Origin of the sequence: Natronolimnobius baerhuensis (assembly GCF_002177135.1) — an archaeon.
Taxonomy (GTDB): domain Archaea; phylum Halobacteriota; class Halobacteria; order Halobacteriales; family Natrialbaceae; genus Natronolimnobius; species Natronolimnobius baerhuensis.
On sequence record NZ_MWPH01000001.1, the window covers coordinates 749,592 to 772,258 of the forward strand.

General features: G+C 61.2%; 22 protein-coding genes and 1 pseudogene. 11 read left to right on the plus strand and 12 right to left on the minus strand.

Annotation, left to right across the window (positions count from 1 at the left end):
- Nucleotides 1-61: 61 nt before the first annotated feature.
- The 3 genes from B2G88_RS03595 to B2G88_RS03605 are packed head-to-tail and all read right to left on the minus strand — an operon-like array spanning nucleotide 62 to nucleotide 1,795.
- Nucleotides 62-676 (minus strand): PH domain-containing protein, encoded by a 615-nt coding sequence (locus B2G88_RS03595; RefSeq protein ID WP_054863778.1) that lies wholly within the window; start codon nucleotides 674-676, stop codon nucleotides 62-64.
- The gene (locus tag B2G88_RS03600; protein WP_054863777.1) at nucleotides 673-1,329 is read right to left on the minus strand and encodes a PH domain-containing protein; all 657 of its coding nucleotides are present in this window, start codon (nucleotides 1,327-1,329) and stop codon (nucleotides 673-675) included. The genes B2G88_RS03595 and B2G88_RS03600 overlap by 4 nt, the downstream gene beginning before the upstream one ends.
- Nucleotides 1,319-1,795 carry a MaoC family dehydratase gene (locus B2G88_RS03605; protein ID WP_054863776.1) on the minus strand — a complete coding sequence of 159 codons (477 nt, stop codon included), beginning with the start codon at nucleotides 1,793-1,795 and terminating at the stop codon, nucleotides 1,319-1,321. The genes B2G88_RS03600 and B2G88_RS03605 overlap by 11 nt, the downstream gene beginning before the upstream one ends.
- Nucleotides 1,796-1,945: 150 nt before the next feature.
- On the opposite strand from B2G88_RS03605, the gene B2G88_RS03610 reads away from it, so the two are divergent.
- Nucleotides 1,946-2,548 carry a small multi-drug export protein gene (locus tag B2G88_RS03610; protein WP_140408814.1) on the plus strand — a complete coding sequence of 201 codons (603 nt, stop codon included), beginning with the start codon at nucleotides 1,946-1,948 and terminating at the stop codon, nucleotides 2,546-2,548.
- Between the two features lie 78 nt (nucleotides 2,549-2,626).
- On the opposite strand, the gene B2G88_RS03615 is transcribed toward B2G88_RS03610, so the two are convergent.
- On the minus strand, nucleotides 2,627-3,007 hold the full coding sequence (locus tag B2G88_RS03615) for a hypothetical protein (protein WP_054863775.1): 381 nt from the start codon (nucleotides 3,005-3,007) through the stop codon (nucleotides 2,627-2,629).
- The gene (locus B2G88_RS03620; protein ID WP_087713993.1) at nucleotides 3,004-5,517 is read right to left on the minus strand and encodes a penicillin acylase family protein; all 2,514 of its coding nucleotides are present in this window, start codon (nucleotides 5,515-5,517) and stop codon (nucleotides 3,004-3,006) included. The genes B2G88_RS03615 and B2G88_RS03620 overlap by 4 nt, the downstream gene beginning before the upstream one ends.
- Before the next feature lie 152 nt (nucleotides 5,518-5,669).
- Between B2G88_RS03620 and B2G88_RS03625 the strand changes: the two genes are divergently transcribed.
- Complete coding sequence (locus B2G88_RS03625; RefSeq protein WP_054863774.1) at nucleotides 5,670-6,032, plus strand: winged helix-turn-helix transcriptional regulator; 363 nt, start codon at nucleotides 5,670-5,672, stop codon at nucleotides 6,030-6,032.
- Nucleotides 6,033-6,066: 34 nt separating this feature from the next.
- Complete coding sequence (locus tag B2G88_RS03630) at nucleotides 6,067-6,723, plus strand: polysaccharide deacetylase family protein (protein WP_054863773.1); 657 nt, start codon at nucleotides 6,067-6,069, stop codon at nucleotides 6,721-6,723.
- Between the two features lie 5 nt (nucleotides 6,724-6,728).
- Here the strand turns inward: B2G88_RS03630 and B2G88_RS03635 are convergent, their stop codons facing one another.
- Both B2G88_RS03635 and B2G88_RS03640 read right to left on the minus strand, forming a co-directional pair.
- Nucleotides 6,729-7,175 (minus strand): UPF0179 family protein, encoded by a 447-nt coding sequence (locus tag B2G88_RS03635; RefSeq protein WP_087713994.1) that lies wholly within the window; start codon nucleotides 7,173-7,175, stop codon nucleotides 6,729-6,731.
- 25 nt (nucleotides 7,176-7,200) lie between these two features.
- Entirely contained in the window at nucleotides 7,201-7,602 is a 402-nt protein-coding gene (locus B2G88_RS03640; protein WP_054863772.1) for a DUF5820 family protein, read from the minus strand.
- A 645-nt stretch (nucleotides 7,603-8,247) separates the two neighbouring features.
- Between B2G88_RS03640 and B2G88_RS03645 the strand changes: the two genes are divergently transcribed.
- From B2G88_RS03645 to B2G88_RS03670, 6 genes and pseudogenes are all read left to right on the plus strand, one after another.
- Complete coding sequence (locus B2G88_RS03645; protein ID WP_087713995.1) at nucleotides 8,248-10,320, plus strand: PrkA family serine protein kinase; 2,073 nt, start codon at nucleotides 8,248-8,250, stop codon at nucleotides 10,318-10,320.
- Between the two features lie 17 nt (nucleotides 10,321-10,337).
- Nucleotides 10,338-12,623 carry a PrkA family serine protein kinase gene (locus B2G88_RS03650; RefSeq protein WP_087713996.1) on the plus strand — a complete coding sequence of 762 codons (2,286 nt, stop codon included), beginning with the start codon at nucleotides 10,338-10,340 and terminating at the stop codon, nucleotides 12,621-12,623.
- A 16-nt stretch (nucleotides 12,624-12,639) separates the two neighbouring features.
- Nucleotides 12,640-13,965, plus strand: a pseudogene (locus B2G88_RS03655) (YeaH/YhbH family protein); the annotation flags it as partial.
- Nucleotides 13,958-15,985, plus strand: a complete 2,028-nt coding sequence (locus B2G88_RS03660; protein WP_087713998.1) for a SpoVR family protein — start codon at nucleotides 13,958-13,960, stop codon at nucleotides 15,983-15,985. The pseudogene B2G88_RS03655 and the gene B2G88_RS03660, both read left to right, overlap by 8 nt.
- A gap of 76 nt (nucleotides 15,986-16,061) precedes the next feature.
- Nucleotides 16,062-17,144: a HEAT repeat domain-containing protein gene (locus B2G88_RS03665; RefSeq protein ID WP_087713999.1), complete on the plus strand. Its 1,083-nt coding sequence runs from the start codon at nucleotides 16,062-16,064 to the stop codon at nucleotides 17,142-17,144.
- Nucleotides 17,145-17,176: 32 nt separating this feature from the next.
- Nucleotides 17,177-17,566, plus strand: coding sequence for a secondary thiamine-phosphate synthase enzyme YjbQ (locus B2G88_RS03670; protein WP_087714000.1), 390 nt, complete (start codon nucleotides 17,177-17,179; stop codon nucleotides 17,564-17,566).
- 30 nt (nucleotides 17,567-17,596) lie between these two features.
- Here B2G88_RS03670 and B2G88_RS03675 read toward each other — a convergent pair whose 3' ends face one another.
- Nucleotides 17,597-18,262 carry a glycerophosphodiester phosphodiesterase gene (locus B2G88_RS03675; RefSeq protein ID WP_054862022.1) on the minus strand — a complete coding sequence of 222 codons (666 nt, stop codon included), beginning with the start codon at nucleotides 18,260-18,262 and terminating at the stop codon, nucleotides 17,597-17,599.
- Nucleotides 18,263-18,397: 135 nt separating this feature from the next.
- Here B2G88_RS03675 and B2G88_RS03680 point away from each other — a divergent pair, with 135 nt between their 5' ends.
- Nucleotides 18,398-19,120, plus strand: a complete 723-nt coding sequence (locus B2G88_RS03680; RefSeq protein ID WP_054862023.1) for an SDR family oxidoreductase — start codon at nucleotides 18,398-18,400, stop codon at nucleotides 19,118-19,120.
- A 23-nt stretch (nucleotides 19,121-19,143) separates the two neighbouring features.
- Here B2G88_RS03680 and B2G88_RS03685 read toward each other — a convergent pair whose 3' ends face one another.
- Entirely contained in the window at nucleotides 19,144-19,476 is a 333-nt protein-coding gene (locus tag B2G88_RS03685) for a hypothetical protein (protein WP_054862024.1), read from the minus strand.
- 157 nt (nucleotides 19,477-19,633) lie between these two features.
- Complete coding sequence (gene glnA / locus B2G88_RS03690; protein ID WP_087714001.1) at nucleotides 19,634-20,989, minus strand: type I glutamate--ammonia ligase; 1,356 nt, start codon at nucleotides 20,987-20,989, stop codon at nucleotides 19,634-19,636.
- 783 nt (nucleotides 20,990-21,772) lie between these two features.
- Here glnA and B2G88_RS03700 point away from each other — a divergent pair.
- On the plus strand, nucleotides 21,773-22,123 hold the full coding sequence (locus B2G88_RS03700) for a thioredoxin family protein (protein ID WP_054862025.1): 351 nt from the start codon (nucleotides 21,773-21,775) through the stop codon (nucleotides 22,121-22,123).
- A 10-nt stretch (nucleotides 22,124-22,133) separates the two neighbouring features.
- Here B2G88_RS03700 and B2G88_RS03705 read toward each other — a convergent pair whose 3' ends face one another.
- On the minus strand, nucleotides 22,134-22,391 hold the full coding sequence (locus tag B2G88_RS03705; protein WP_176393167.1) for a hypothetical protein: 258 nt from the start codon (nucleotides 22,389-22,391) through the stop codon (nucleotides 22,134-22,136).
- A gap of 51 nt (nucleotides 22,392-22,442) precedes the next feature.
- Nucleotides 22,443-22,661, minus strand: a complete 219-nt coding sequence (locus B2G88_RS03710) for a hypothetical protein (RefSeq protein WP_054862026.1) — start codon at nucleotides 22,659-22,661, stop codon at nucleotides 22,443-22,445.
- Nucleotides 22,662-22,667: the final 6 nt, after the last annotated feature.

The window sequence follows — 22,667 nt, forward strand, 5'->3', positions numbered from 1 at the left end:
AGTGGGTGTACAAAATTCTTGCCGGTGGTTTGTGAGTTACTGACACGCGATAGATGGTGGGTCAACTCGAGTGCGTTTCCTCGAGTGTGCGCCGCCAGGCTCGGACCTCCGCAAGAACGGTCTGCCAGTGCTCGCTCGAGCCCGGAACAGCCGGCCGCCCGTCGCTATCGTCGTCCTCAGACTGGGTCACGGACTCGAGCGATGCCTGTACCGTCGCTGGTCCCTCGACATTCCAAAAGGACAGCATCGAGCCGCTTGCGGTCTCGAGCGTGACCGTCCCGTAGTCGGCCACCCGACCGAGTGCGTGCTGGCTGCGGGTCGTATTCTGGACGCGCTCGAGTCCGACGACGCGAACAGAGAGTCCAAGGACGCCGCTACGGATTGCAACGCGGTGAGTCGTCACGACGAACGCCGTCCGCGTCACCTGTGCATACTGCCAGATTGCGGGTGCAACGAACACCGGAATCCAGAGCAAGCCAAGCAGCGAGAGAACGTCGATCCAGACGGCGATGCTGACAACGAGCGACCCGACAAGAGCGAGTGCGAGCCACGGATAGATGGTCTGTATGCGTGGCCCCGTCTGGACGCGAATCTCCTCGTCGGGTTCGAGGACGAGCCACTCAAGGGCGGTCGCATCGACGGAGCGGTCACGCCTCTCGTTAGCGGGCTCCGTCATCGTGATCGTGGCCCGCTCGAGCCCGTTTGCGTCGTCTCGCGGTCCGTTCCTGGGATGTCGTGACTCGAGTCGCCATCAGGCGTTCGACGCGACGAGTTTGTTGAATCCTCGAGCAGCGTCCGGATCTCGCGCAGTTCGGTGCAAATCTCCTCGAGCACCTCGTCGGCCGGTCGGTCGGCGTCACGGTCTCGAGAACCTGCACTCGAGCGTGAGCGCTTTCGCTGCTCGCCGATCAGGTGCTGGACGTCCCGTGGCTCCGATACGGACGAAAACGCCATTTCGACGCCAGCGCCACCCGCCGTACTGACTTCGACGGTGCCGTAGCCGAAGTGGTTCCCGAGCGCTGACTGCGTGTAGGAGATATCTTGGACTTTCTCGTGTTCGATTCGTTTGACATCCCGCGAGAGTACACCGGATTTCCGGTAGAGCGCTCGCGTCGTGACGACGTAGCTCGTGTTCGTAATCCGCAGGTATTCGCCGACGATGATGAGTATCCCGATCAGGATGATGGCGAGTGGAATCCCGATCAGAAACGCCGGGAGCAGTGTTCGACGATCCGGCCCGCCGGCCCAGACGATTTCCTCGCCGTCCTCGAGCGAGAGCCACTCGAGGTCGCCGGCGGTTGGGTCGGTCGTCGGTGCGTCAGTTGCCATTGTCGGCACCTCCCTCGGCGTGGTCGCGTTTCAGTGAAAGCACGGTTCGGTCGAACGAACACACGAGGTCGTCGTCCTGATTGAACGCCTCGACGGTCATCGTGACGACGCCGCGCTCGCCGTCGCTGGTCTCGCGTTTGTCCGTCACGGTCGACTGGGCACGGATCGTATCGCCGTGACAGACAGGCTCTGGGTGTTCGACATCGTCGTAGGAGAGGTTCGCGACGATAGTGCCATCAGTGGTCTCGGGAATCGAGATGCCAACCGCAAGCGACAGCGTGTAGAGGCCGTTGACTACTCGCTCGCCGAACTGTGTGTCAGCGGCAAACTCGGCGTCGAGATGCAACGGCTGCTGATTCATCGTTAGATCGCAAAAGCGCTGATTGTCGCTCTCGGAGATCGTCCGTCGGCGCTCGTGTGAAATCGTCTCGCCGACCGCGAACTCCTCGTAGTACCGTCCGGTCATGTATTCGTCGTCGCAGATCCGGACTAAAAAGCTACTGCTGGGGTGCGTGCCTGGAAACGGCACCCAAATCGTCCCCGAACAGCGACAACCGAAACGCCTTTTCTGACTGCACGTGAGTGTCATCATACCAACTGCTCGAGTCGATTCATAATGACACTGCTGTCCCTCCTCGTCGAACCTGCGTTCGAACCGCCGCTTCTCGAACTCGCGTTCGACTCTGCTCACCATGGCGTTGCACTCGAGGCCACACTCCTTGAGTCGGTGTCTGATCCCGATACCGAGGCCGACTCGCTGCTCGAGGGGACGAGCGGTATTTGGCAGTATCTGCTCGTGTTCATCCTGACGATGGTGCCCACAATCGAACCGTTCATCGTCATCCCGGTCGCAATCGGCCTCGGACTCGATCCGGTCATCACCGGGCTGGTGGCGTTCGCCGGCAGCGTCACGATTGTCAGCGTGATCGTCCTCGCCCAGCACCGACTGCTCGCGTGGTGGTCACAGCGAACGGACGACGACGATGACTCGAGTGGGCGATATGCGCGCGCCCGTCGCATCTGGGAGCGATACGGACTCGTCGGCTTGGCGTTTGCCGGCCCGATTCTAGCCGGGATTCACCTCACAGCGATGTTAGCAGTATCCGCTGGCTCGAGTCGCCAGACGACGATTGGCTGGCTCACCGTCGGACTCGGCGCGTGGACAGTTGCACTCGTCGCGGCATCACTCGCGGGTGTGTCGGTACTCGGCTTGACGTAACCAACCGCTGTCAACGCGTAGCCACATCCCCGTTCACTACGACTCGCATCATATGGGGTGTCTCTGTCATCTCTTCTGTCACTCTGAACGAGGGGAAATGGTGAGACTACTGATCAGCGACCCAAGCAGCGGTAACCCAATCGCGCTGCCAATCGTGGCGTAGACAACCGGCGTCATCTCGAGGAGATCGAGCGGTGTCTCACCGACCGAAAGGACAAAAACGCCGAGCACGAGCAGGCCAAAGCCGAGTGCACCAGCGAGTGCTCGCGTGCGGGTCGGCGAGATCAGTCCAACCGCTGCGCCACCGGCGACGAGTCCGAGCCAGTGAACCCACGCGAGTGCGAGTCCGATCATGACGCTTCCGAGGAGTGCGAGCACGTGGATCTGGGGTTCTGTTCGGACACGCTCGAGTGTGACAGTTGCCCGATGAATCAGCGACTCTGCGCGCTGGTCGGTCACGACTCGCCGTCACCTCGTTCACTCGTCGCCTCGAACATGGCGTCGACTGCACCGTCAGTTCGGCCGTCTCTTGCCATCGACTTCTGCTCGCCGTCGAGCCACGGCTGGAACTGATCGTCGTAGTGGGCCGAGAAGTAATCACCCGAGTTGCCACCGGGCAGAATCGCCGTCGCCTCGCCGCCAGGTTCGACGACCATTCGCCAACTTGCGCCAACACCGCTGTCGACGCGGTAGTTCTTGACTGTCGCAACCGAGCCATCTGCCGGTCGCTCCTCGTAGTCAAGAAACGGGGCTTCGACGCTGAATGGATGCTCGAGTGGCCGCGTCGAGTTCCAGTCGCCGTAGGTCTCCCATCCTTCGGCGTCGATCTCCTCGAGTGAATCCTGTAGCGCTGCGACCATCGTTTCGGCTCGCGTGCGGTCGTCGAACCAGTCGCTATCAGCCGAGAAATTTGCGAGCACCCAGTCGTTCGGATAGTACGACTCATCGAGGTCGTGATCCGAAAACGTCGGCTCGAAGACGGCTCGTCGGTAGTGAGCGAGCCAGCGTGCGAACACCAACGCTGGATATGAGTCGCGGGCCATCCGGGTGTCCCACTCCTCGAGCGAGTCGGCTGCGTCCGTCAGTCGGTCAGAGATGGTCTCGTGGTCGGCAATCGCCTCGAGCAGGACGGGAACGAACTGTTCGGCGCGGCCATCGACGACGTCGGCTTGCAGGTCGCGGTGAAACTGGAGGTCGGTTGACTCCCCAGAATCGATGCGTTCCGCGAGTTGGTCCTCGATTCGGGCACCGCGATAGGGCATCGCGTAGTCGACGCCGATGTAGTGGTCGGGGTCGTCGACGACGCGCTGGTTCGCCGTCGCGAGAACGTCGGCGTCTATCACGTGTGGTTTCTCCTCGAACGGGACGAACCCCTCCCAGGAGGAGTCGCCAAACGGCGTAAAGCCATCCCACTCACCCTCGCCTGCGGAGCCATCGAAAATTTGATTGCCCGAGACTGGCTCGCCGTCGATTCGCCGAATCGGCAGTTTGCCGGTCGCGTAGTACAGCGTTCGGCCGTCAGCGTCCGCGTAGACGAGGTTCTGCGTCGGAAGGTCGAACTTCCGGGTCGACTCGAGGATGTCCTCGATCCCCTCGCTGCGTTCAAACTCGTAGATTGCTTCTGTCGTCCGTGTTGCCGTATGGCCGGTCCAGGCGACGCCGACCGTCTGGCCCTCGCGCTCGAGGACGGGGCCGTGAACGGTCTTTTTGAGCTGAACCGTTCGATTGTCGCCGCCGGAAACGACGATTTCGTGCGTTTCGGTGTCGAACTCGCGCCACTCGCCGTTGTAATAGTACTCGTCGGCGTCGGTGGCCGCCTCGAGGTCGTTCTGCTCGTCACTTGCTGTTTCTGACTCACGTAGTTCGTACTCGTAGCAGTCCAGGACGTCCGCGCCGACGTTCGTAAACGACCAGACACCCGTCTCGTTCGCGCCCGCGATGACGAACGGGACGCCGGGGAACGTGGCCCCACGGACCGAGGTGTTTGGGGTCTCGACGTGCTGTTCGTACCACAGCGGCGGCGTCATCAACGTCAAATGCGGGTCGTAGGCGACGACTGGGCTCTCGCTCTCGGTGTGTTCGCCAGACACCACCCAGCTATTCGAGCCGACACCTGTCGGTGATTCGAATCCGGAAAGCCATCTCGTCAGTTCGTGGCCAACAGTGTGCTCGCCCGTCGCACTCGATGGTCGACCGGTGCTGGCCGCGATATCAGAGTCGGTCTCGGGTTCGGTTGTAGCCTCACGTCCGGCCGCCTCGAGTCGCTCGCCGTCGATTCCGTCGTGCAGAATTGGGACGTCGTGATCCAGTCGTTCGGGGTACAACTCCTCGAGGGCGTCCTCGCCCAGTTGATCCGCAATCACCTCGTGGCGAAGCTCGGTGAAATTCCCCGTCAGATCCCACGAGATTTGCTTTTCCATCAGTATCGTATCGACCGGGGTCCACTCACGAGGTTCGTACCCCAGTAACTCAAACTCGAGGGGGAATTGCTCGCCATCGATGGCCGCGTTGACGCCGGCAGCGTAGGCCTCGATGAGCGGTCCGGCGGGGGTCTCACGGACGAGGTCCCAGGTCGCCTCAGCGGCACCGACAAAGTCCATCATCGTGTAGAACCGGTCGTCCGAGACCGTCGCCTCGCCAGCGAGTTCCGACACCTGCCCACGCATCACCCGCCGCTGGAGATCGAGCTGGAAGAGTCGGTCAAAGGCCTGGACGTAACCGACGGCGAACGATGCTGCGCCGTCGGATTCTGCCTCGATTGTCGGCACGCCGTACTCGTCGTAGCGGACAGTCGCCTCGCCGTGTGGATTCGCTATCGTGTCCGATAGCTCCCGGTCAGCCGCGTCCCAGGCTCGCCCCGACAGCGGCGCAACGGTCTCGAGGAGGTCACTGACCGAGTGCAGCGACAGGCCGCCGACGCCTGCAGCGAGCGCCCCAGCAAGGAGGCCACGCCGGGTCGTCTCGTTCATTGCACTTGCTAGCGTCACACAGATTCTCGATCAGTATAACTGTCCGGTCGAGTATCGTCAGGGAGAACGCACATCAGACTATCATCATGTTAGCTAGTTCGGATCCGAACTGCTATAGGGCGCTGTTACGTACCTCGAGGCAGTATCTACCGATGGCATCTACACCTACCCAGACTGAGACACGAGATGGTGAGCAGGCCGCTGCCGCCTGTCCCGTCATCGAATCGCTCGAGCAAATCGGCTCGCAGTGGCGACTGGCCGTCCTCCACGAACTGCTCGAGGGCGAACAGCGATTTAACGAACTCAAGCGCTCGACTGACGCGAACGCGCGGACGCTCTCGCGCGTGCTGGATGACCTCGGCGAGATGGGGTTCGTCGAACGTCGACTCGAGGAGGAGTCTCCGATTGCGACCTACTACAGCCTGACGGACAAAGGCGAGTCACTCGAGCCGGTGTTCGACGAAATCGAGTGCTGGGCGGGGACGTGGCTCGACGAAGAGACGTTCGACGCGTGAGCACAATCGCGAACCGAAGCGAACATCGAAGCCGATGACCACGGCGTATCTCACGATTGACGACGCTCCCTCGCCGACCCTGCCGGAGACGGTCGCCGTCCTCGAGGACCGCGAGGTACCTGCACTGTTCTTTTGTGAAGGGCGTCGGCTGGCTGAATACCCCGACCACGCACGGACGGCCCTTGAGGCCGACTTTCACCTCGGGAACCATACGCACTCACACGCACACGCCTCGGATCTTTCGGTCAAAACGTTCCGCGAGGAACTCGAGCGGACCGAAGTGCTCCTCGAAGACGTCTACGACGCCGCTGGCGTTTCCCGTCCGGCGAAGCTATTTCGCTTTCCGTTTGGCGACAAGGGCGGCGAGCACGCCACAGCGTTTCAGGACCGTCTCGCAGCGGGCGGCTTCGTCTCGCCAGATCCGGACCTGATCGACTACGAGTGGTACCGTGAGGATCACGGCACGGATCGAGACTGGTTCTGGACAGTCGATGTCGCAGACTGGACGGTCGATTCACCCGCAGAACTGGACACAGAACTCGCGGCAAGCGCGGATCGACTCGAGTCGAGCGCGGCTGATATCGTCCTGTTTCACGATGCGGGGAACGCACCTGAATTGGTCGCACACTTCGTCGACCGACTCCTCGAGCGCGGCGTCGAATTTGAGGACCCGGTGTCGCTCGTGGTGTGAGCCGTTCAGTCGTTGACGTTGAGTTCGACCAACTCGAGTGAGCGGTCGAGATAACAGCGGTCGTGTGGTGGGTCGCCGATAATCTGTTGAATCTGGTACTCCTCGTCGAAGGCCGCGCCATCCGGCTCGCAGTATTCGTGGCTGGGGCACTCGACGTACGGACAGGGGCCCTGTAAGCTCGCCTTGCTGCCGGCGTATGCGCCCTGTGAGGGGACGTTCGCGCGTACGGACACGGGTTCAACCTCGACAGCTCGGACGCCGTTGTCGTGCATCGCACACTCGAGCGTCTGGGCGTTTTCTCGAACGTCGGTAATACGATAGGTCGTCTCCGGCGAGAGATTGAGACACTGACTCCGATATGGACAGCCGGCACAGCCGTCGGCTTCCCCCTGATAGACGAACTCGGTCCCCGGCTCGGCCAGCCGAGTGCCGACGAGCGTCACGGTTGACATGTCGACGTATACTCGCTACGCGGGGTTAAGCCTCACGTCCCGTGAGTTCGTCGAGGCGCTCGAAGTACTGCTCGCGGGGCACCTGATACAGCCCGCGATAGTCGATCTCGCCGTCGTCGAACGCCTGCGCTAACTCGAGGGCGCGCTCGAGGGCAGCATCTCGCGTTGGAAACCGGTTTGTCTCGTTCAGCGAGACGTCCGGCTCGAGATAGAAGGTGACGTACCAGTCGGCGGTACCGGCGGTGCTGGTCGGGTTCTGGCCGGGGCGACGGGTGCGTTTGCCGTGTGTGAGATACAGCGTTGGGAGACAGGCAGCCGGGAACGCATCGCCATCGAAGACGTCCGGCCGGTACGCGAGGACGAGCCGGCCGTCGTCGCCGTCCGACCAGACGGTCCAGGCATCGGGAAGCGCCTCGAGCGTGGTCATAGTACTGACTCAGTGTCCGGCGGCTAAATCCCCGTGGTCTTCGAGAGACTCGCGCGACCAACCATGTGATGGATTCTCACGCACTGCAAGTACACTCGAGCTATAAGCTGGTTGTTGTGTAGGTGCTAGTGACGGTCACACTCGCATGAACGTGCGCGCACGAGCGAACTGCGCCATCTCAAGGCGACAGTTTAAGTCAGAACTGACCGATCATGAGCCACGATACCAACCGACTCTGTTCAAATCTGGTAAAAATATCCTGGAAAATATTCCTGGTAAATACCTTTTGTGGCAAACATTAAGTGGCTGGATTACTCACTCATTAAATACTATCGGTATCCGATTCCCGGGCCGATCCACTCCGCGTCCGTCCCCGACGCACGTTGTGACCGACCGTCGACCGGGTCGTCTCGCAATGACGAGTGGTGATCGCTCACACATGACGCACGCATGCGCTGCCGCCCAACGAGAGTTGTACTCGGTGAGACCCGCTCACGGAGTCACGACGAGGACGTCTCGAGGTGTTCCCTCGCTCGAGACGGGTGACTCGCGGCTCAACGCGCCCACTGCGCAGGTGCTGTCCGATACTGGCCCCGCGCGATCACACGCAACCAACGGGGAGACCCAAACCCACACAGTGATACAATGACCGGTGACATCGAGACACTCGAAGAACTCAGTACGGCGTACAAAGAATCGATGCCCGCAGACCTGCGGGAAACCAAGTCCTTCGACTGGTACCTCGAGGCGTGCTACGAGGAGCCGAAAATCGCCCGCAACGCCCACCAGCGCGTCGCGGATATGTTCGACCACTACGGCACCCAGTACGACGAGACCGAAGGCATGGTCGAATACCTGCTCGCGAGCGAAGACCCGCTCAACGACGGTGAAAACACCTTCTACGGGAAGGTAATCCACCAGTCGATCCACGAGTTCGTCAACAAGGTCAAATCGGGTGCCCGACGGCTGGGTCCAGAGCGCCGAATCAAGCTCTTGCTCGGCCCCGTCGGCTCCGGCAAGTCCCACTTCGACAAGCAGGTTCGTCAGTACTTCGAAGACTACACGCTTCGCGATGAGGGGCGCATGTACACGTTCCGCTGGACGAACCTCTGTGACGTCATCAAAGACCAGGACCCCTCCGACGACACCGTTCGCTCGCCGATGAACCAGGACCCGCTGGTCTTGCTCCCACGGGAACAGCGCCAGTCAGTGATCGACGATCTGAACGAACGACTCGACGCCCCCTACACCATCCAGAACGAGCAGGCCCTCGATCCCGAAAGCGAGTTCTACATGGACAAACTGCTGGCGTACTACGACGACGACCTCCAGCAAGTCCTCGAAAACCACATCGAGATCATCCGCTTCGTCGCCGACGAGAACAAGCGCCAGGGCCTCGAGACGTTCGAGCCCAAAGACAAGAAGAATCAGGACGAGACCGAACTCACCGGCGATGTCAACTACTCGAAGATCGCGGTCTACGGCGAAAGTGACCCGCGCGCGTTCGACTACTCGGGGGCGTTCTGTAACGCGAACCGGGGAATCTTCTCCGGCGAGGAATTACTGAAACTCCAGCGGGAGTTCCTCTATGACTTCCTGCACGCGACCCAGGAACAGACGATCAAGCCGAAGAACAACCCGCGAATCGACATCGACCAGGTGATCGTCGGCCGGACGAACATGCCCGAGTACAAGGACAAAAAGGGCGACGAGAAGATGGAGGCGTTCAACGATCGGACGAAACGGATCGACTTCCCCTACGTCCTCTCCTACGAGGACGAGGCCGAAATCTACTGGAAGATGCTCACCAACGCCGACGTGCCCGACATCAACGTCGAGCCACACACCCTCGAGATGGCCGGCCTGTTCGGCGTCCTCACCCGAATCGAGGAACCCGACGCAGAGACAGTCGACCTCCTCTCGAAAGCGAAAGCCTATAACGGCGAGATCGACGAAGGCGACGACGTCGACGTGAAGAAACTCCGCGAGGAAGCAGAAGGCAAAGCCGAGATCGGTGAGGGCATGGTCGGCGTCTCGCCACGGTTCATCGGCGACGAAATCGCCGAGGCAATCATGGACTCGAAACACCGCTCTCGAGGCTTCCTCTCGCCGCTGACGGTGTTTAACTTCTTCGAAGAGAACTTAGAGCACCACGGCTCGATTCCGGAGGACAACTTCGAGAAGTACTACCGCTACCTCGAGGTCGTCCGCGAGGAGTACAAAGAGCGCGCCATCGAGGACGTGCGCCACGCGCTCGCCTACGATCTGGACGAAATCCAGCGCCAGGGCGAGAAGTACATGGATCACGTGATGGCCTACATCGACGACGACACCATCGAAGACGAACTGACAGGGCGCGAGCAAGAACCCGACGAGACGTTCCTCCGAAGCGTCGAGGAGAAACTCGACATTCCGGAAGACCGCAAGGAGGACTTCCGCCAGGAAGTGAGCAACTGGGTCTCCCGTCGTGCCCGCGAGGGCGAGGCGTTCAACCCGCAGGACAACGAGCGCCTGCGCCGCGCACTCGAGCGCAAACTCTGGGAGGACAAGAAACACAACATCAACTTCTCCGCGCTGGTGTCGGCCAACGAGTTCGACGACGACGAACGCTCCGCCTGGATCGACGCCCTGATCGAACAGGGCTACTCCGAAGGCGGCGCAAAGGAGGTGCTCGAGTTCGCTGGCGCAGAGGTCGCCAAAGCGGAGATCGACGACTAATATGAGTGTGACCTAATATGACTGGCGACGACTACGTCACCGAGGCCGACCGCGAACTCGAGGCGACCTACGAGGAGCCGATGAGCCTTGCGGCGTACGTCGACCGGCTCTTCGAGAACCCGACGATAGCCTCCCACGCCTCGAAGTACTTGCTCGAGGCAATCGAAGCCGCCGGCACGCGCACGGTGGTCGAAGAAGGCGAAGAGAACGAGCGATACCGCTTCTTCGACGACCCGCATAATGACGGCGAGCATGCGATTCTGGGCAACACTGAAGTGCTAAACGGGTTCGTCGACGACCTCCGATCAATCGCTGCGGGCCGGGCGAAAGACGAGAAAATCATCTGGTTCGAAGGGCCGACGGCGACCGGCAAATCCGAACTCAAGCGGTGTCTGGTCAACGGCCTGCGCGAGTACTCGAAAACACCCGAAGGCCGCCGGTACACGGTCGAGTGGAACATTACGAGCACCGACGCCGACGACCGCAGCCTGAGCTACGGTGGTGATCCGACTGCGGGTGACGACCGAAACTGGTACGAAAGCCCAGTCCAGGCCCATCCGCTGTCGGTGTTCCCCGAAGACGTCCGCGAACAACTCCTCGCAGATCTCAACGAGGAACTCGAGGACCACGTTCCAGTCCAGGTCGATGCCGAACTCGATCCGTTCTCGCGGGAGGCATACGACTATCTCGAGGAACGCTACCGTCGAAATGGCGAGGAGGAACTGTTCTCGGCGATTGCCGACGAGAGCCACCTGCGCGTGAAAAATTACGTCGTCGATATCGGCCAGGGCGTCGGCGTCCTCCACAGCGAGGACGACGGCCAGCCCAAGGAGCGACTCGTGGGCTCGTGGATGCACGGCATGCTTCAGGAACTGGACTCGAGGGGGCGAAAGAACCCGCAGGCGTTCAGTTACGACGGCGTGCTCTCGCAGGGCAACGGCGTCCTCACTATCGTCGAGGACGCAGCCCAGCACGCCGACTTGCTGCAAAAGCTGCTGAACGTCCCCGACGAGCAGTCCGTCAAACTGGACAAGGGAATCGGGATGGACGTCGACTCGCAGCTGCTGATCATCTCGAATCCCGACCTCGAGGCCCAACTCAACCAGCACGCCGACCGGAACGGGATGGACCCGCTGAAGGCGCTCAAACGGCGGCTCGACAAACACCGCTTTGGCTACCTGACGAACCTCAGCCTCGAGTCCGAACTCATCCGGCGAGAACTGACGAACGAGACGGCCGTCTGGGAGGCCGATACGTACGACGAACTCGAAGAGCGCATCCGCGCGCCCGTGACGGTGACGCTCAAGGATCAGGCGGGCGAGACGCGCACGGAGGAGTTCGCACCGCACGCACTCGAGGCGGCGGCGCTGTATGCGGTCGTCACGCGACTGGACGAGGAGCATCTGCCGAACGGACTTGACCTAGTGGATAAGGCGCTGATCTACGATCAGGGCTACCTGCAGGAAGGTGACATCCGTCGGGAGAAAGACGAGTTCGATTTCGACGACGACAGCGCGGACGGCGACCACGGCATTCCGGTGACTTACACCCGCGATACGCTCGCGGAACTCCTCCAGACGGACCGTGACCGCCACCACGCCGAGTTGTCCGTCGAAGACGTCGTCATGCCGCGTGACGTACTGAACGCGATGGCCGAGGGACTGGGCGAGGCACCGGTGTTCTCGACGGGCGAGCGCTCGGAGTTCGAAAACCGCGTCGTGCCGGTGAAAAACTACGTCTACGACCGCCAGGAGTCGGACGTCATCGAGGCGATCATGCACGACAAACGCGTCGACGAAGAGACCGTCGCCGAGTACGTCGAACACGTCTACGCGTGGGAGACCGACGAACCGCTCTCCAACGACCGCGGCGAGGAAGTCGAGCCCGATCCGCTGAAGATGAAGCTGTTCGAGGTCGAACACCTCGGGCGATTCTCCGAGGAAGAGTACGAGGGGAACCTCCCCCGCGAAAGCGTCCGGAATTTCCGGCGGGAGAAGGTGATCACCTCCCTGAATCGCCACGCCTGGGAACACCGCGACGAGGACTTCGCCGTCGGCAACGTCGACCTCACGGCAATTCCGGTGATCAAGTCCGTCCTCGAGAGCCACGACTGGGACGACGTTCGGCGGACCTTCGAGGACTTCGACCCGCGCCAGTGGGATGACCCACCGAGCGGGACGGAGACGGAGACGGTCAAGGAGAACACGATCCAGAACATGGTCGCGGAGTTCGACTACTCGCCGGCCTCGGCCGAACTGACCAGCCGACACGTTATGGGACAGGTGAGCTACAGATGGGACTGATAACTCGAGAGGTGCACGTATGGGACTGAGAGACGACCTCGACCGATTCCGTGAAGTGGGTGAACAGCGCCGCGAGGACTTAGCCGAGTTCATCCAGTACGGTGATCTCGGCGGGAGTGGCCCCGGCCAGATCAACGTGCCGGTAAAGATCGTCTCGCTGCCCGAATTCGCCTACGATCAGCGCGATCAGGGTGGCGTCGGCCAGGGTGAGGACGGCACGCCCCAGCCCGGCCAGCCGGTCGGCCAACCCCAGCCACAGCCGGGCGACGGCGACGAAGACGGCGAACCCGGCGAGGAGGGGGGCGACCACGAGTACTACGAGATGGACCCCGAGGAGTTCGCCGCGGAACTCGACGAAGAGTTGGGTCTCGACCTCGAGCCGAAGGGCAAGACGGTCGTCGAGGAGAAGGAAGGCCCCTTCACCGACATGACTCGCACCGGCCCCGACAGCACGCTCGACTTCGAGCGGATGTTCAAGGAGGGACTCAAGCGAAAGCTCGCGATGGATTTCGACGAGGAGTTCCTGCGCGAACTCTGTAAGGTCGAGGGCATCTCCCCGCGCGAGGTGTTCGAGTGGGCCCGCGGCGAGAATCTGCCGGTGTCGATGGCCTGGGTCGAAGAAGCCTACGACGAGGTTGCGGACGAGCGCGGAACCTGGGAGTCCATCGAGGAGGTCGAGGGAAACGTCGAACGCGAGTCCGTTCAAGAACAGATCCGCCGCGAAGGGATCAAACAGATCCCGTTCCGGCGCGAGGACGAACGCTACCGCCACCCCGAGATCATCGAGGAAAAAGAGAAGAACGTCGTCGTCGTCAACATCCGCGACGTGTCGGGGTCGATGCGCGAGAAGAAACGCGAACTCGTCGAGCGCACGTTCACCCCGCTCGACTGGTATCTCCAGGGCAAGTACGACAACGCCGAGTTCGTCTACATCGCCCACGACGCAGACGCCTGGGAGGTCGAACGCGACGACTTCTTCGGCATCCGCTCCGGTGGCGGGACGAAGATCTCGAGCGCGTACGAACTCGCGGCCGAGCTGTTAGAGGAGTACCCCTGGAGCGACTGGAACCGCTACGTCTTCGCGGCGGGCGACTCCGAGAACTCGAGCAACGACACCGGACAGCGGGTGATCCCGATGATGGAGGAGATTCCGGCGAATCTGCACGCCTACGTGGAGACCCAGCCGAGCGGGAACGCGATCAACGCGACCCACGCCGAGGAACTCGAGCGCCACTTCGGCATCGACGACGACGATGTCGCGGTGGCGTACGTCAACAACGAGTCGGACGTGACGGACGCGATCTACCGGATTCTCTCGACGGAGAGTGATGACAATGAGTAAACGAAACTCGAACGCGGACCGATTCCGCAAACAGGCAATCGCCAGCGACCTCGAGGAACCGGTGTCTGAGGCTCGCAAGCTGGCACAGAAACTCGGTCTCGATCCCTACCCGGTCAAGTACTGGATCATCGATTACGACGAGATGAACGAACTCATCGCTTACGGCGGCTTCCAGTCGCGATACCCGCACTGGCGATGGGGAATGCAGTACGACAAGCAGCGCAAGCAGGGCCAGTACGGCGGCGGGAAGGCGTTCGAAATCGTCAACAACGACAACCCGGCCCACGCGTTCTTGCAGGAGTCGAACACCCTGGCCGACCAGAAGGCCGTCATCACCCACGTCGAGGCCCACTCCGATTTCTTCGCGAACAACGAGTGGTTCGGCCTCTTTACCGGCGGGCAATTAGACGAAGCGCAGGTCAACGCCGCCGCCATGCTCGAGCGCCACGCCCGCGCCATCGACGGCTACATGTCCGATCCCGACATCGACCGCGCCGAGGTCGAAAAGTGGATCGACCACTGCCTGAGTCTCGAGGACAACATCGACCAGCATCGGGTTTTCCAGCGCCGGCTGGCCGTCGACGGGACGGCCGAGGAACTCGACGACGACCTCGCGGCCAAACTGGACGAACTCGATCTCTCCGACGAGATCAAAGGCGAGGTGTTCGACGACGAGTGGCTCGAGCAACTCGAGGGCGACGAGGAGGGCGTTACGTTCCCCGACGTTCCAGAGAAGGACCTGCTGGCGTTCGTTCGCGAGCACGGCAAGCAGTACGACGGCGAGCGCGAACGCGCCGTCGAGATGACGGAGTGGCAACGCGATGTCCTCGATATGATGCGCGCGGAGGCGTACTACTTCGCCGCTCAGAAGATGACGAAGGTGATGAACGAGGGCTGGGCGGCCTACTGGGAGTCGACGATGATGACCGACGAGGGCTTCGCCGGCGACGACGAGTTCATGAACTACGCCGATCACATGGCGAAAGTCCTCGCCTCGGGCGGCCTCAACCCCTACAGCCTCGGCATGGAACTCTGGGAGTACGTCGAAAACACGACGAACCGCCGTGAGGTCTTAGAGCGCTTGCTGCGCGTCGAGGGCATCTCCTGGCGCAACCTCAGCGATGTCGTCGACTTCGATGATGTCCTTGCCGAACTCGAGCCACCCGACGCACTCGAGTCGATTTCCGCCGACGCGCTCGATGACCTCACCTCGCTTCCCGACGAGTGGATCGACCACGAGGCGCTCGAGCGCGCTCGTGCGGGCGAGATCGACGTGGATCAGTATCCGTGGAAGGTGCTGACGTACGAGGGACTCGCTCGGCGACACTACTCGCTGATCAAGCGCCAGAATCGCGGCTTCCTCTCGCGAGTCAGTCAGAACGAACTCGAGCGAATCGGGCGCTATCTGTTCGACGATGCGCGCTACGGGAGCGTCGAGGAGGCTCTCGCGGACGTGGACTTCGCGGCGGGCTGGGATCGGCTGTACGACGTTCGGGAGAGCCACAACGACGTGACCTTCCTCGATGAGTTCCTGACTGAGGAGTTCATCACCGAGAACAACTACTTCACCTACGAGCACTCGCGAGCGACGGGGCAGTTCCACGTCGCAAGCGATGCCCCCGCAGACGTCAAGAAGAAACTGCTCTTGCAGTTTACCAACTTCGGGAAGCCGACGATTGCGGTCTACGACGGCAACTACAACAACGCGAACGAACTCCTGTTGGGCCACCAGTACAACGGCGTCATGCTCGATCTCGGGCAGGCTCGAGAGACGATCAAGCGAATCTTCGAACTGTGGGGGCGGCCGGTCACTCTCCTCACGATTGTCACAGAGGTCGACGAGCACGACATCGAGGTGGCTAAACGCCGCAATCGCGAACCCGAAGCGAGGGAGCAAGGGAAGTTGCTTCGGTACGACGGTACCGAGGTTAGAATCGAGGATGTTCCCTGGGAAGACGTCGAGCATCTCGAGGCGGACGACGTCGACTATGACACGAAACCCGAGGATTGGCTCGCCTAAGCGGACTTTCCGTTCAGTGTTCGTGAATTAAACTGACGGAAGAGTTTTACGGTAGATCACACATGAAGCGGATAGTATGGATGGGGACGGGTATGGGGACCCAGACGACGAGCGAAGACAGTGTGATTCGCCATCACTCGAGTTGCCTGCAATTCTTGCACAACTCGATGATGATGAGCCGGAAACACAGGCTGACGCTGTCAGGGTAATCCGAACACAGGTCGATGACACTCCGGGAATCTGTATCCCGACCGTGCCGAAACTGCGGACGCTTCTTGGCCGCCCAGAAATCGACTTTCACGACGATATAGCCTACTGTCTCGCAGAACTCGCACGTGAATCACCGCCCGACGTTGCCCCCTCGAGTGAGGACATCGTCGCGTTCGTCACGAACCAGCCGTCGCACCCGGCGACGGCCGACCTCTGTCGGTGTCTCACCTCGATTGCCGAGGAACGCCCCGACGCACTCGTCGAGTATATCGAACCACTCACGGGCGCTATCGATGACCGAACAGCCACCGACGGCTGGGGTATCCAGGCGCTCAGTCGACTCTCGACGGCGTCTCCAACGGAACTCGAGCCGGCCGTGCCGGTCCTTGCCGATGCGTTGCGACCAGATCCGACCGAACACGGTGTCGACGTCCTCGCTGCACTCGGTCGGATCGCCCGCGCCGAGACGACGTTGCTGACCGACGAGTTCGTCGATGACGCCGCTGCGCTCGTTACCCACGAAACCGATTCGCTCCGAACGAACGCGATTGGCTGTCTCGCAGACGTGGCGCGTCATCATCCCGCCACCGTCGAAAGCGTCTGCCCAGACCTTGCACCCGCACTCGAGAGCGAGTACCCGAAGACGCGGGCCAACGCGGTGACGACGATTGCACGTGTCGCCGCGGGTGCCAACGCCGACGTCGCCGTCTCGCCCGTCCGTGACCGCCTCGTCTCGTTGCTTACTGACGATCACACGCCAGTTCGACTGAACGCCTGTCTCGCGGTTGGGTACGGACAGATTGAGACCGCCCAGGACCAACTCGAGACACTCGAGCACCGCGACCCTGATCCGGGTGTTCGAGAGCGGGCGGCTTGGGCGCGCATGCAACTCCAGGAGTCGAGCCAGGCGACCGTCGACATCGAACACTCGGAACACTCGCGACCGTAACACAATCCCTGCTGGCCGCCGTTCGCTCGCGTATGACGTTCACCGTCGACACCGACGCCCGGCTCACGACCGTCGATATTACGGACCGCCTCGAGGCGGCCGTCTCGGACGATCTCACCTCGGGCACCTGTACGGCCTTTGTGAAACACACGACAGCCGGGCTCATCGTTCAGGAGAACGAATCGCGACTTCGCGAGGATCTCGAGGGCTTTTTTGACGAACTCGTTCCGGACGAGGGCCACGCACACGACCGCCTCGACGGGAACGCGGATTCTCACCTTCGCGCCGCGCTCGTCGGCCCGGATGCAACGATTCCCGTGCGGGACGGCGAACTCGCGCTCGGGACCTGGCAGTCCGTGTTTCTGCTCGAGTGTGATGGGCCGCGGACGCGGACGGTGTCGGTGACGACGGTCGGCGAGTAGGCCGGATCGAGGCTCAACTGCCGAGTACCCTCACACCCGAATCGGTCGATCCGCCGAGACACAGTCGACGCCGCGTAACTCGAGGAGTTTCGCCAGCAGCCAGCGCTCGAGTGACCACGCGTGGACCTCGAGACCGACGGCTTTCGCCCGCGGGACGAGTTGCGTGGTGAGACACCGCGCGTAGTTCGCACCAATCACGTCACAGTCGAGTTCGATAGCCGTCGTGACGGGCGTCTCGAGGCGACGACTGACGAGAAGTCCGGACGGTTGGGACGGCTCGAGTTCACGGATCGTCCGCAGTTCCGACAGCAGAAACGAGGTCGTGACGATGCGATTCTCGAGGTCTGCCTCGGCAATGGTTTCGAGGACGTCCGCTGCGATCCCCTCGGCTTTCATCTCGAGGTTGACCTCGATATCCGGCGGAAGTGCAGCGAGCATCTCCTCCAGCGTCGGGATTTGCTCGTCCGACTCGAGGACGGCGTGGGTTTTGAGATCGGCGAGACTGAGGTCGGCGACGGTGCCGCTGGTGCCGGTGACGCGGTCGATGGTGTCGTCGTGGATGACGACGAGTTCGCCCGAGCCACAGCGTTGGACGTCGAACTCGACGGCGTCTGCGTGGTCGGCGGCCGACTGTACGGCGGCAATCGTATTCTCCGGTGCCGTCGCAGCGAATCCACGATGGGCGATCAGTCGCATTCGGCCACACTAACGGGCTGGGGGCCAATATACTCCCGGTTGCAGCGGGGTCGTGGGCACTCGAGTCTGTGTGAGTCAGCCAACACAGTTGGGTCGCCCCCGCAATTAATCTCCCTGGATGTGGCAGGAGAGTCTATGTCACCACAGCGTTCGTTTTCGGTCGACTTCGAGGAGACAGTTGCCATCATCACGGGTGCGAGCGGCGCACTCGGTAGCGCCGCCGTGGATCGATTTCGCGAGGCCGGTGCGACGGTCTGTGCCGTCGACGTCGTCACTCCCGACGACGAGGACAGCCAACTCGAGCCTGACGAGGGCGTCCACTTCTACGAGGCGGATCTGACCGACGAAAGCGCAGTCGAGTCACTCATCGAGTCGGTCGTCGACGATCACGGGCGACTTGATCACCTGCTGAACATCGCCGGCACCTGGCGCGGCGGCGACCACATTGAGGAAACCGACCTCGAGTCGTTCGAGTTTCTGCTCGATATCAACCTGCAGACGGCGTTTTTGGCGTCGAAACACGCCCTGCCGGAGCTACAGGAGACAGACGGCGCAATTGTCAGCGTCAGCGCACGCTCGTCGCTCGAGGGTGGGGAGGGCGACGGCCCGTATCGGATCACGAAAGCCGGAATACGGCTGTTGATGGAGACAGTTGCCGAGGAAAATCAGGGAACGGTTCGAGCGAACTCGGTGATGCCGAGTGTGATCGATACGCCGATGAACCGCGAGATGATGCCCGACGCAGATCACGACTCGTGGGTCGACCCCGCCGAAATCGCGGACGTAATGGCCTTCCTCTGCAGCGACGGTGCGGCGGTCACAAGCGGGGCGGCGGTACCAGTTTACGGCGACGCCTAAGTCACAGCAAACGCACATGGGCGTCAGCGTTCAACCGTTTTCGACTGAATGTCGTCGCCATCGCGCCACTGATAGTACCAGTACTCCGTGCCAGCGATTTCGCTCACGCTCACGCTTGCTCGCTCGGGGACGCCCGGCGGGTACGTCTCTGGTCCGACAGCAGCCTGTTCGCTCGAGTCCGCAGTCAACGCTCCGTTTGTGTCCCCATCGGTGCGCTCGAGCCACGTCTCGAGTGCTGACGAATACGTTGCAACCGCACGGAGTTGGTCGGGGTCGTCGGCGGCGAGGTCCGCGAGTAACTCGCAAAGTGGCTCCTCGAGCGTCGCCGGCGGTGCTGGTCGGTCGGAGTCAGTCATTGGAAAATGATTCGTCGCGGAGAGTAAACGTTCCACGGACGACAGCGACAGCTATCGGTGCGATGAGTCGACAAAAGTAACAGCAAAAACCGCGGGACACAGCCACGAGAGTGACAGACCGCGTGAGCCGACGGGACGTTCTGACCGCGAACGAGGGTTAGAACGTCTCGAGGTACCGGTCGAGTTCCCAGTCGGAGACGTCGATGAGGTACTCTTCGAACTCTTGGCTCTTGGCTTCGACGAACTTCGGTGCGACGTGCTCGCCGAGAGCGTCGTAGATGACCTCGTCGTCCTCGAGTGCGTCGACGGCTTCGCCGAGGTTCGATGGGAGCGTCGAGATGCCGTAGTCAGCTCGCTTTGCGTCGTCGAACTCGTAGATGTTCTCGCGGATCGGATCCGGACACTCGAGGCCCTGCTCGATGCCGTCGAGACCGGCTTGCAGCATGGCAGCGAACGCGAGGTATGGGTTACACGATGGGTCCGGCGAGCGCAGTTCGACACGGCTTGCAGCAGGCACGCGAGCGGCTGGTTTACGAATCAGTGCGGAACGGTTGCGGTCGGACCAGGCGACGTAGACGGGTGCTTCGTAGCCGGGCACGAGGCGCTTGTAGCTGTTGACCGTCGGGTTCGCGACGGCCGTGATCGCGGGGGCGTGCTCGAGGACGCCTGCGAGGTAGGAGTGAGCCGTCTCGCTCAGGTTGAACTCGTCGTCGTCGTCGTGGAACGCGTTCTCGCCGTCTTCGGTCATGAGCGACATGTGCGTGTGCATGCCCGAACCGTTGATCTTCGGGATCGGCTTTGGCATGAACGTCGCGTGCAGGTCGTGCTGAGCCGCGATTGCGCGGACGACCATCCGGAAAGTGGCGACATTGTCAGCCGTCGAGAGCGCGTCGTCGTATTCGAAGTTGATCTCGTGTTGGCCTTTGGCGACTTCGTGGTGGCTGGCTTCGATCTCGAAGCCCATGCTCTCTAAGCCGTCGATGATGTCGCGACGAACGTCGCTTGCGAGGTCTTTCGGGGCAACGTCGAAGTAGCCGCCGTGGTCTGCGGTCTCGGTTGTTGCGTTCCCGTCTTCGTCCTCCTCAAAGAGGAAGAACTCTGGTTCGGGAGCGAAGTTAACCTCATAGCCCATCTCCTCGGCACGCTCGATGGCGTTTTTGAGGACGCGACGTGGGTCGCCTTCGAACGGCTCGCCACTCGAGGTGTCGTAGACGTCACAGATCATCCGTGCAGCAGCGCTGTCTTCGTTGTTGCGCCATGGCAGGATTGCAAAGGTGTCCGGGTCAGGAACGAGACGCATGTCCGATTCCTGAATGCGGACGAATCCTTCAATCGAGGAGCCGTCGAAGTAGATGCCCTCGGTGAACGCCTTCTCGGCCTGACGGGCCGGGACAGCGACGTTCTTGACTGTGCCTAGAATATCTGTAAACTGCAGGCGGAGGAAATCAACGCCTTCTGCCTCGATTTTGTCCAGTACGTCTTGTTCCGCAGTGGTCAGGTTGTCGCCTGTCATCTTCTTCTCGACCAAGACAATGGATTCTACTATTAAAGCTCTACTGTTGTGGGCGAATATACGCATAGTCTGCAAAAAGAGGACGAATGGTCACACAGGACGGTACTCAAATGACAGAGTGGAAACTGGCTGGCAATACCTGCGCCCCAAACTGGACAATGTCAGTAACAGCCGCCGAAACGTGGTTTACATTCACTGAAATCTGTCTCAGGACTCGAGTGGGACCTACCAAAGAGACGCGTCGCTGTGACGGTGTGAAAAATGAAAATCGTCTCAAGGACCCGGAAAATCAGCGTCTATGGGCGTTATCCGGGTATTGAACCGCGCCGCGCGCGACTCGCGGATGAGTGCTCGCATCGCCGTGGGCGGGTCGTAATCGTTGTCTCACACTGTGGACAGACGTATGCGACTGTGTCGTCGTGGGGGCGACGAATCCACTCCCCATCCACTGGGCTGGAATACGCACACTCCCAGCAGAACAACGTCGTTTTTCGGCGCGAGCGCGCCTCATGGGTCGTCTGTCTGGTCATTGAGAGTTGTAGTCGCTCGAGACGTATAGGTCTGCTTTGGGATGATTATCGATGGAGGTTCGACCAACGAGATGACGGTGCTGTGAGAGCGTTCCACAAACAATATGCAAACCCGTATAGAGTGGCCATATATTGGGTGTTCGGTCACTTTCTGCTGGAACGGGAGTGCGCTACGCGTTGCTTGCGGGGTATAATCGGCTGATACTCACAACGGCAGCGACACTCGTATCTGCCCGTCTCCCATACCCTTGTTATGACTGACCCACCGCGTCCCGTCCATCTCGAGGACGACGCCGATCTCGAGGCGTTCATCGACACACACGACGTTGCACTCATCGAGTGCTACACGAGTGGCTGTTCGATGTGCCAGGCGATGGAGCCAGTGCTCGGCAACGTTGCTCGAGAAACAGGAATCCCAATCGGACTCGTCAATCCTGGCGACGATCTGGCGCTGCTCGAGCGCTTTGACATTCGGTCGGTCCCGGCGCTGTTTCTCTTTCGAGATGGGACACAGATCGCTCAGATTGCGGAGGGGTTTCTGGGCGGCGACGAAGTCGTCTCATTTCTCGAGACACATGTGCCAGGTGCTGTTGCGAGCGAGTGATCGCGGGAGGTTACTCATCCGGACGTAGTTCGCTCGGATCGACCTCGCCTGCGAGATACTGCTCGCCGAGGTCAGTAATGTCGTACATGCCGGTCATCGGCCGATTCAGTAGGCCGTACTTGGTGAGTTCCCGGCACCGATAGGCGGCGACTGGACCGCGACAGACGCCTTCTGACTCGATATGACTTGGTTCGAAGATGTGGTCTTCGGACAGCAACTCGAGGATTTCGTCGTCTTCGGGTTCCATCCACTCGGCCTGATCGCTCATAGACATGGGTAGGTTCGTCCCGTTCAAAAATACGTCTCTCTGTCGAGACGATTACTCCTCGAGCAATCCGAGATCCGTCGCGACGAGATCGGCGAGTTGATCAGCGATCTCGGGGTCGACTTCGGCAACCTCGTCGCCGTCGTGAAGGTGGTCGTTGTGTCGCTCCACAGTCGTTGCTAACTCCGAAAGCGGGACTCGAGATGTCGTGTCACACGCTGAGCACACGACGGGAACGTGGGGCTCCGACTCATCGGCATCGTCGGTGGTCATACGTCG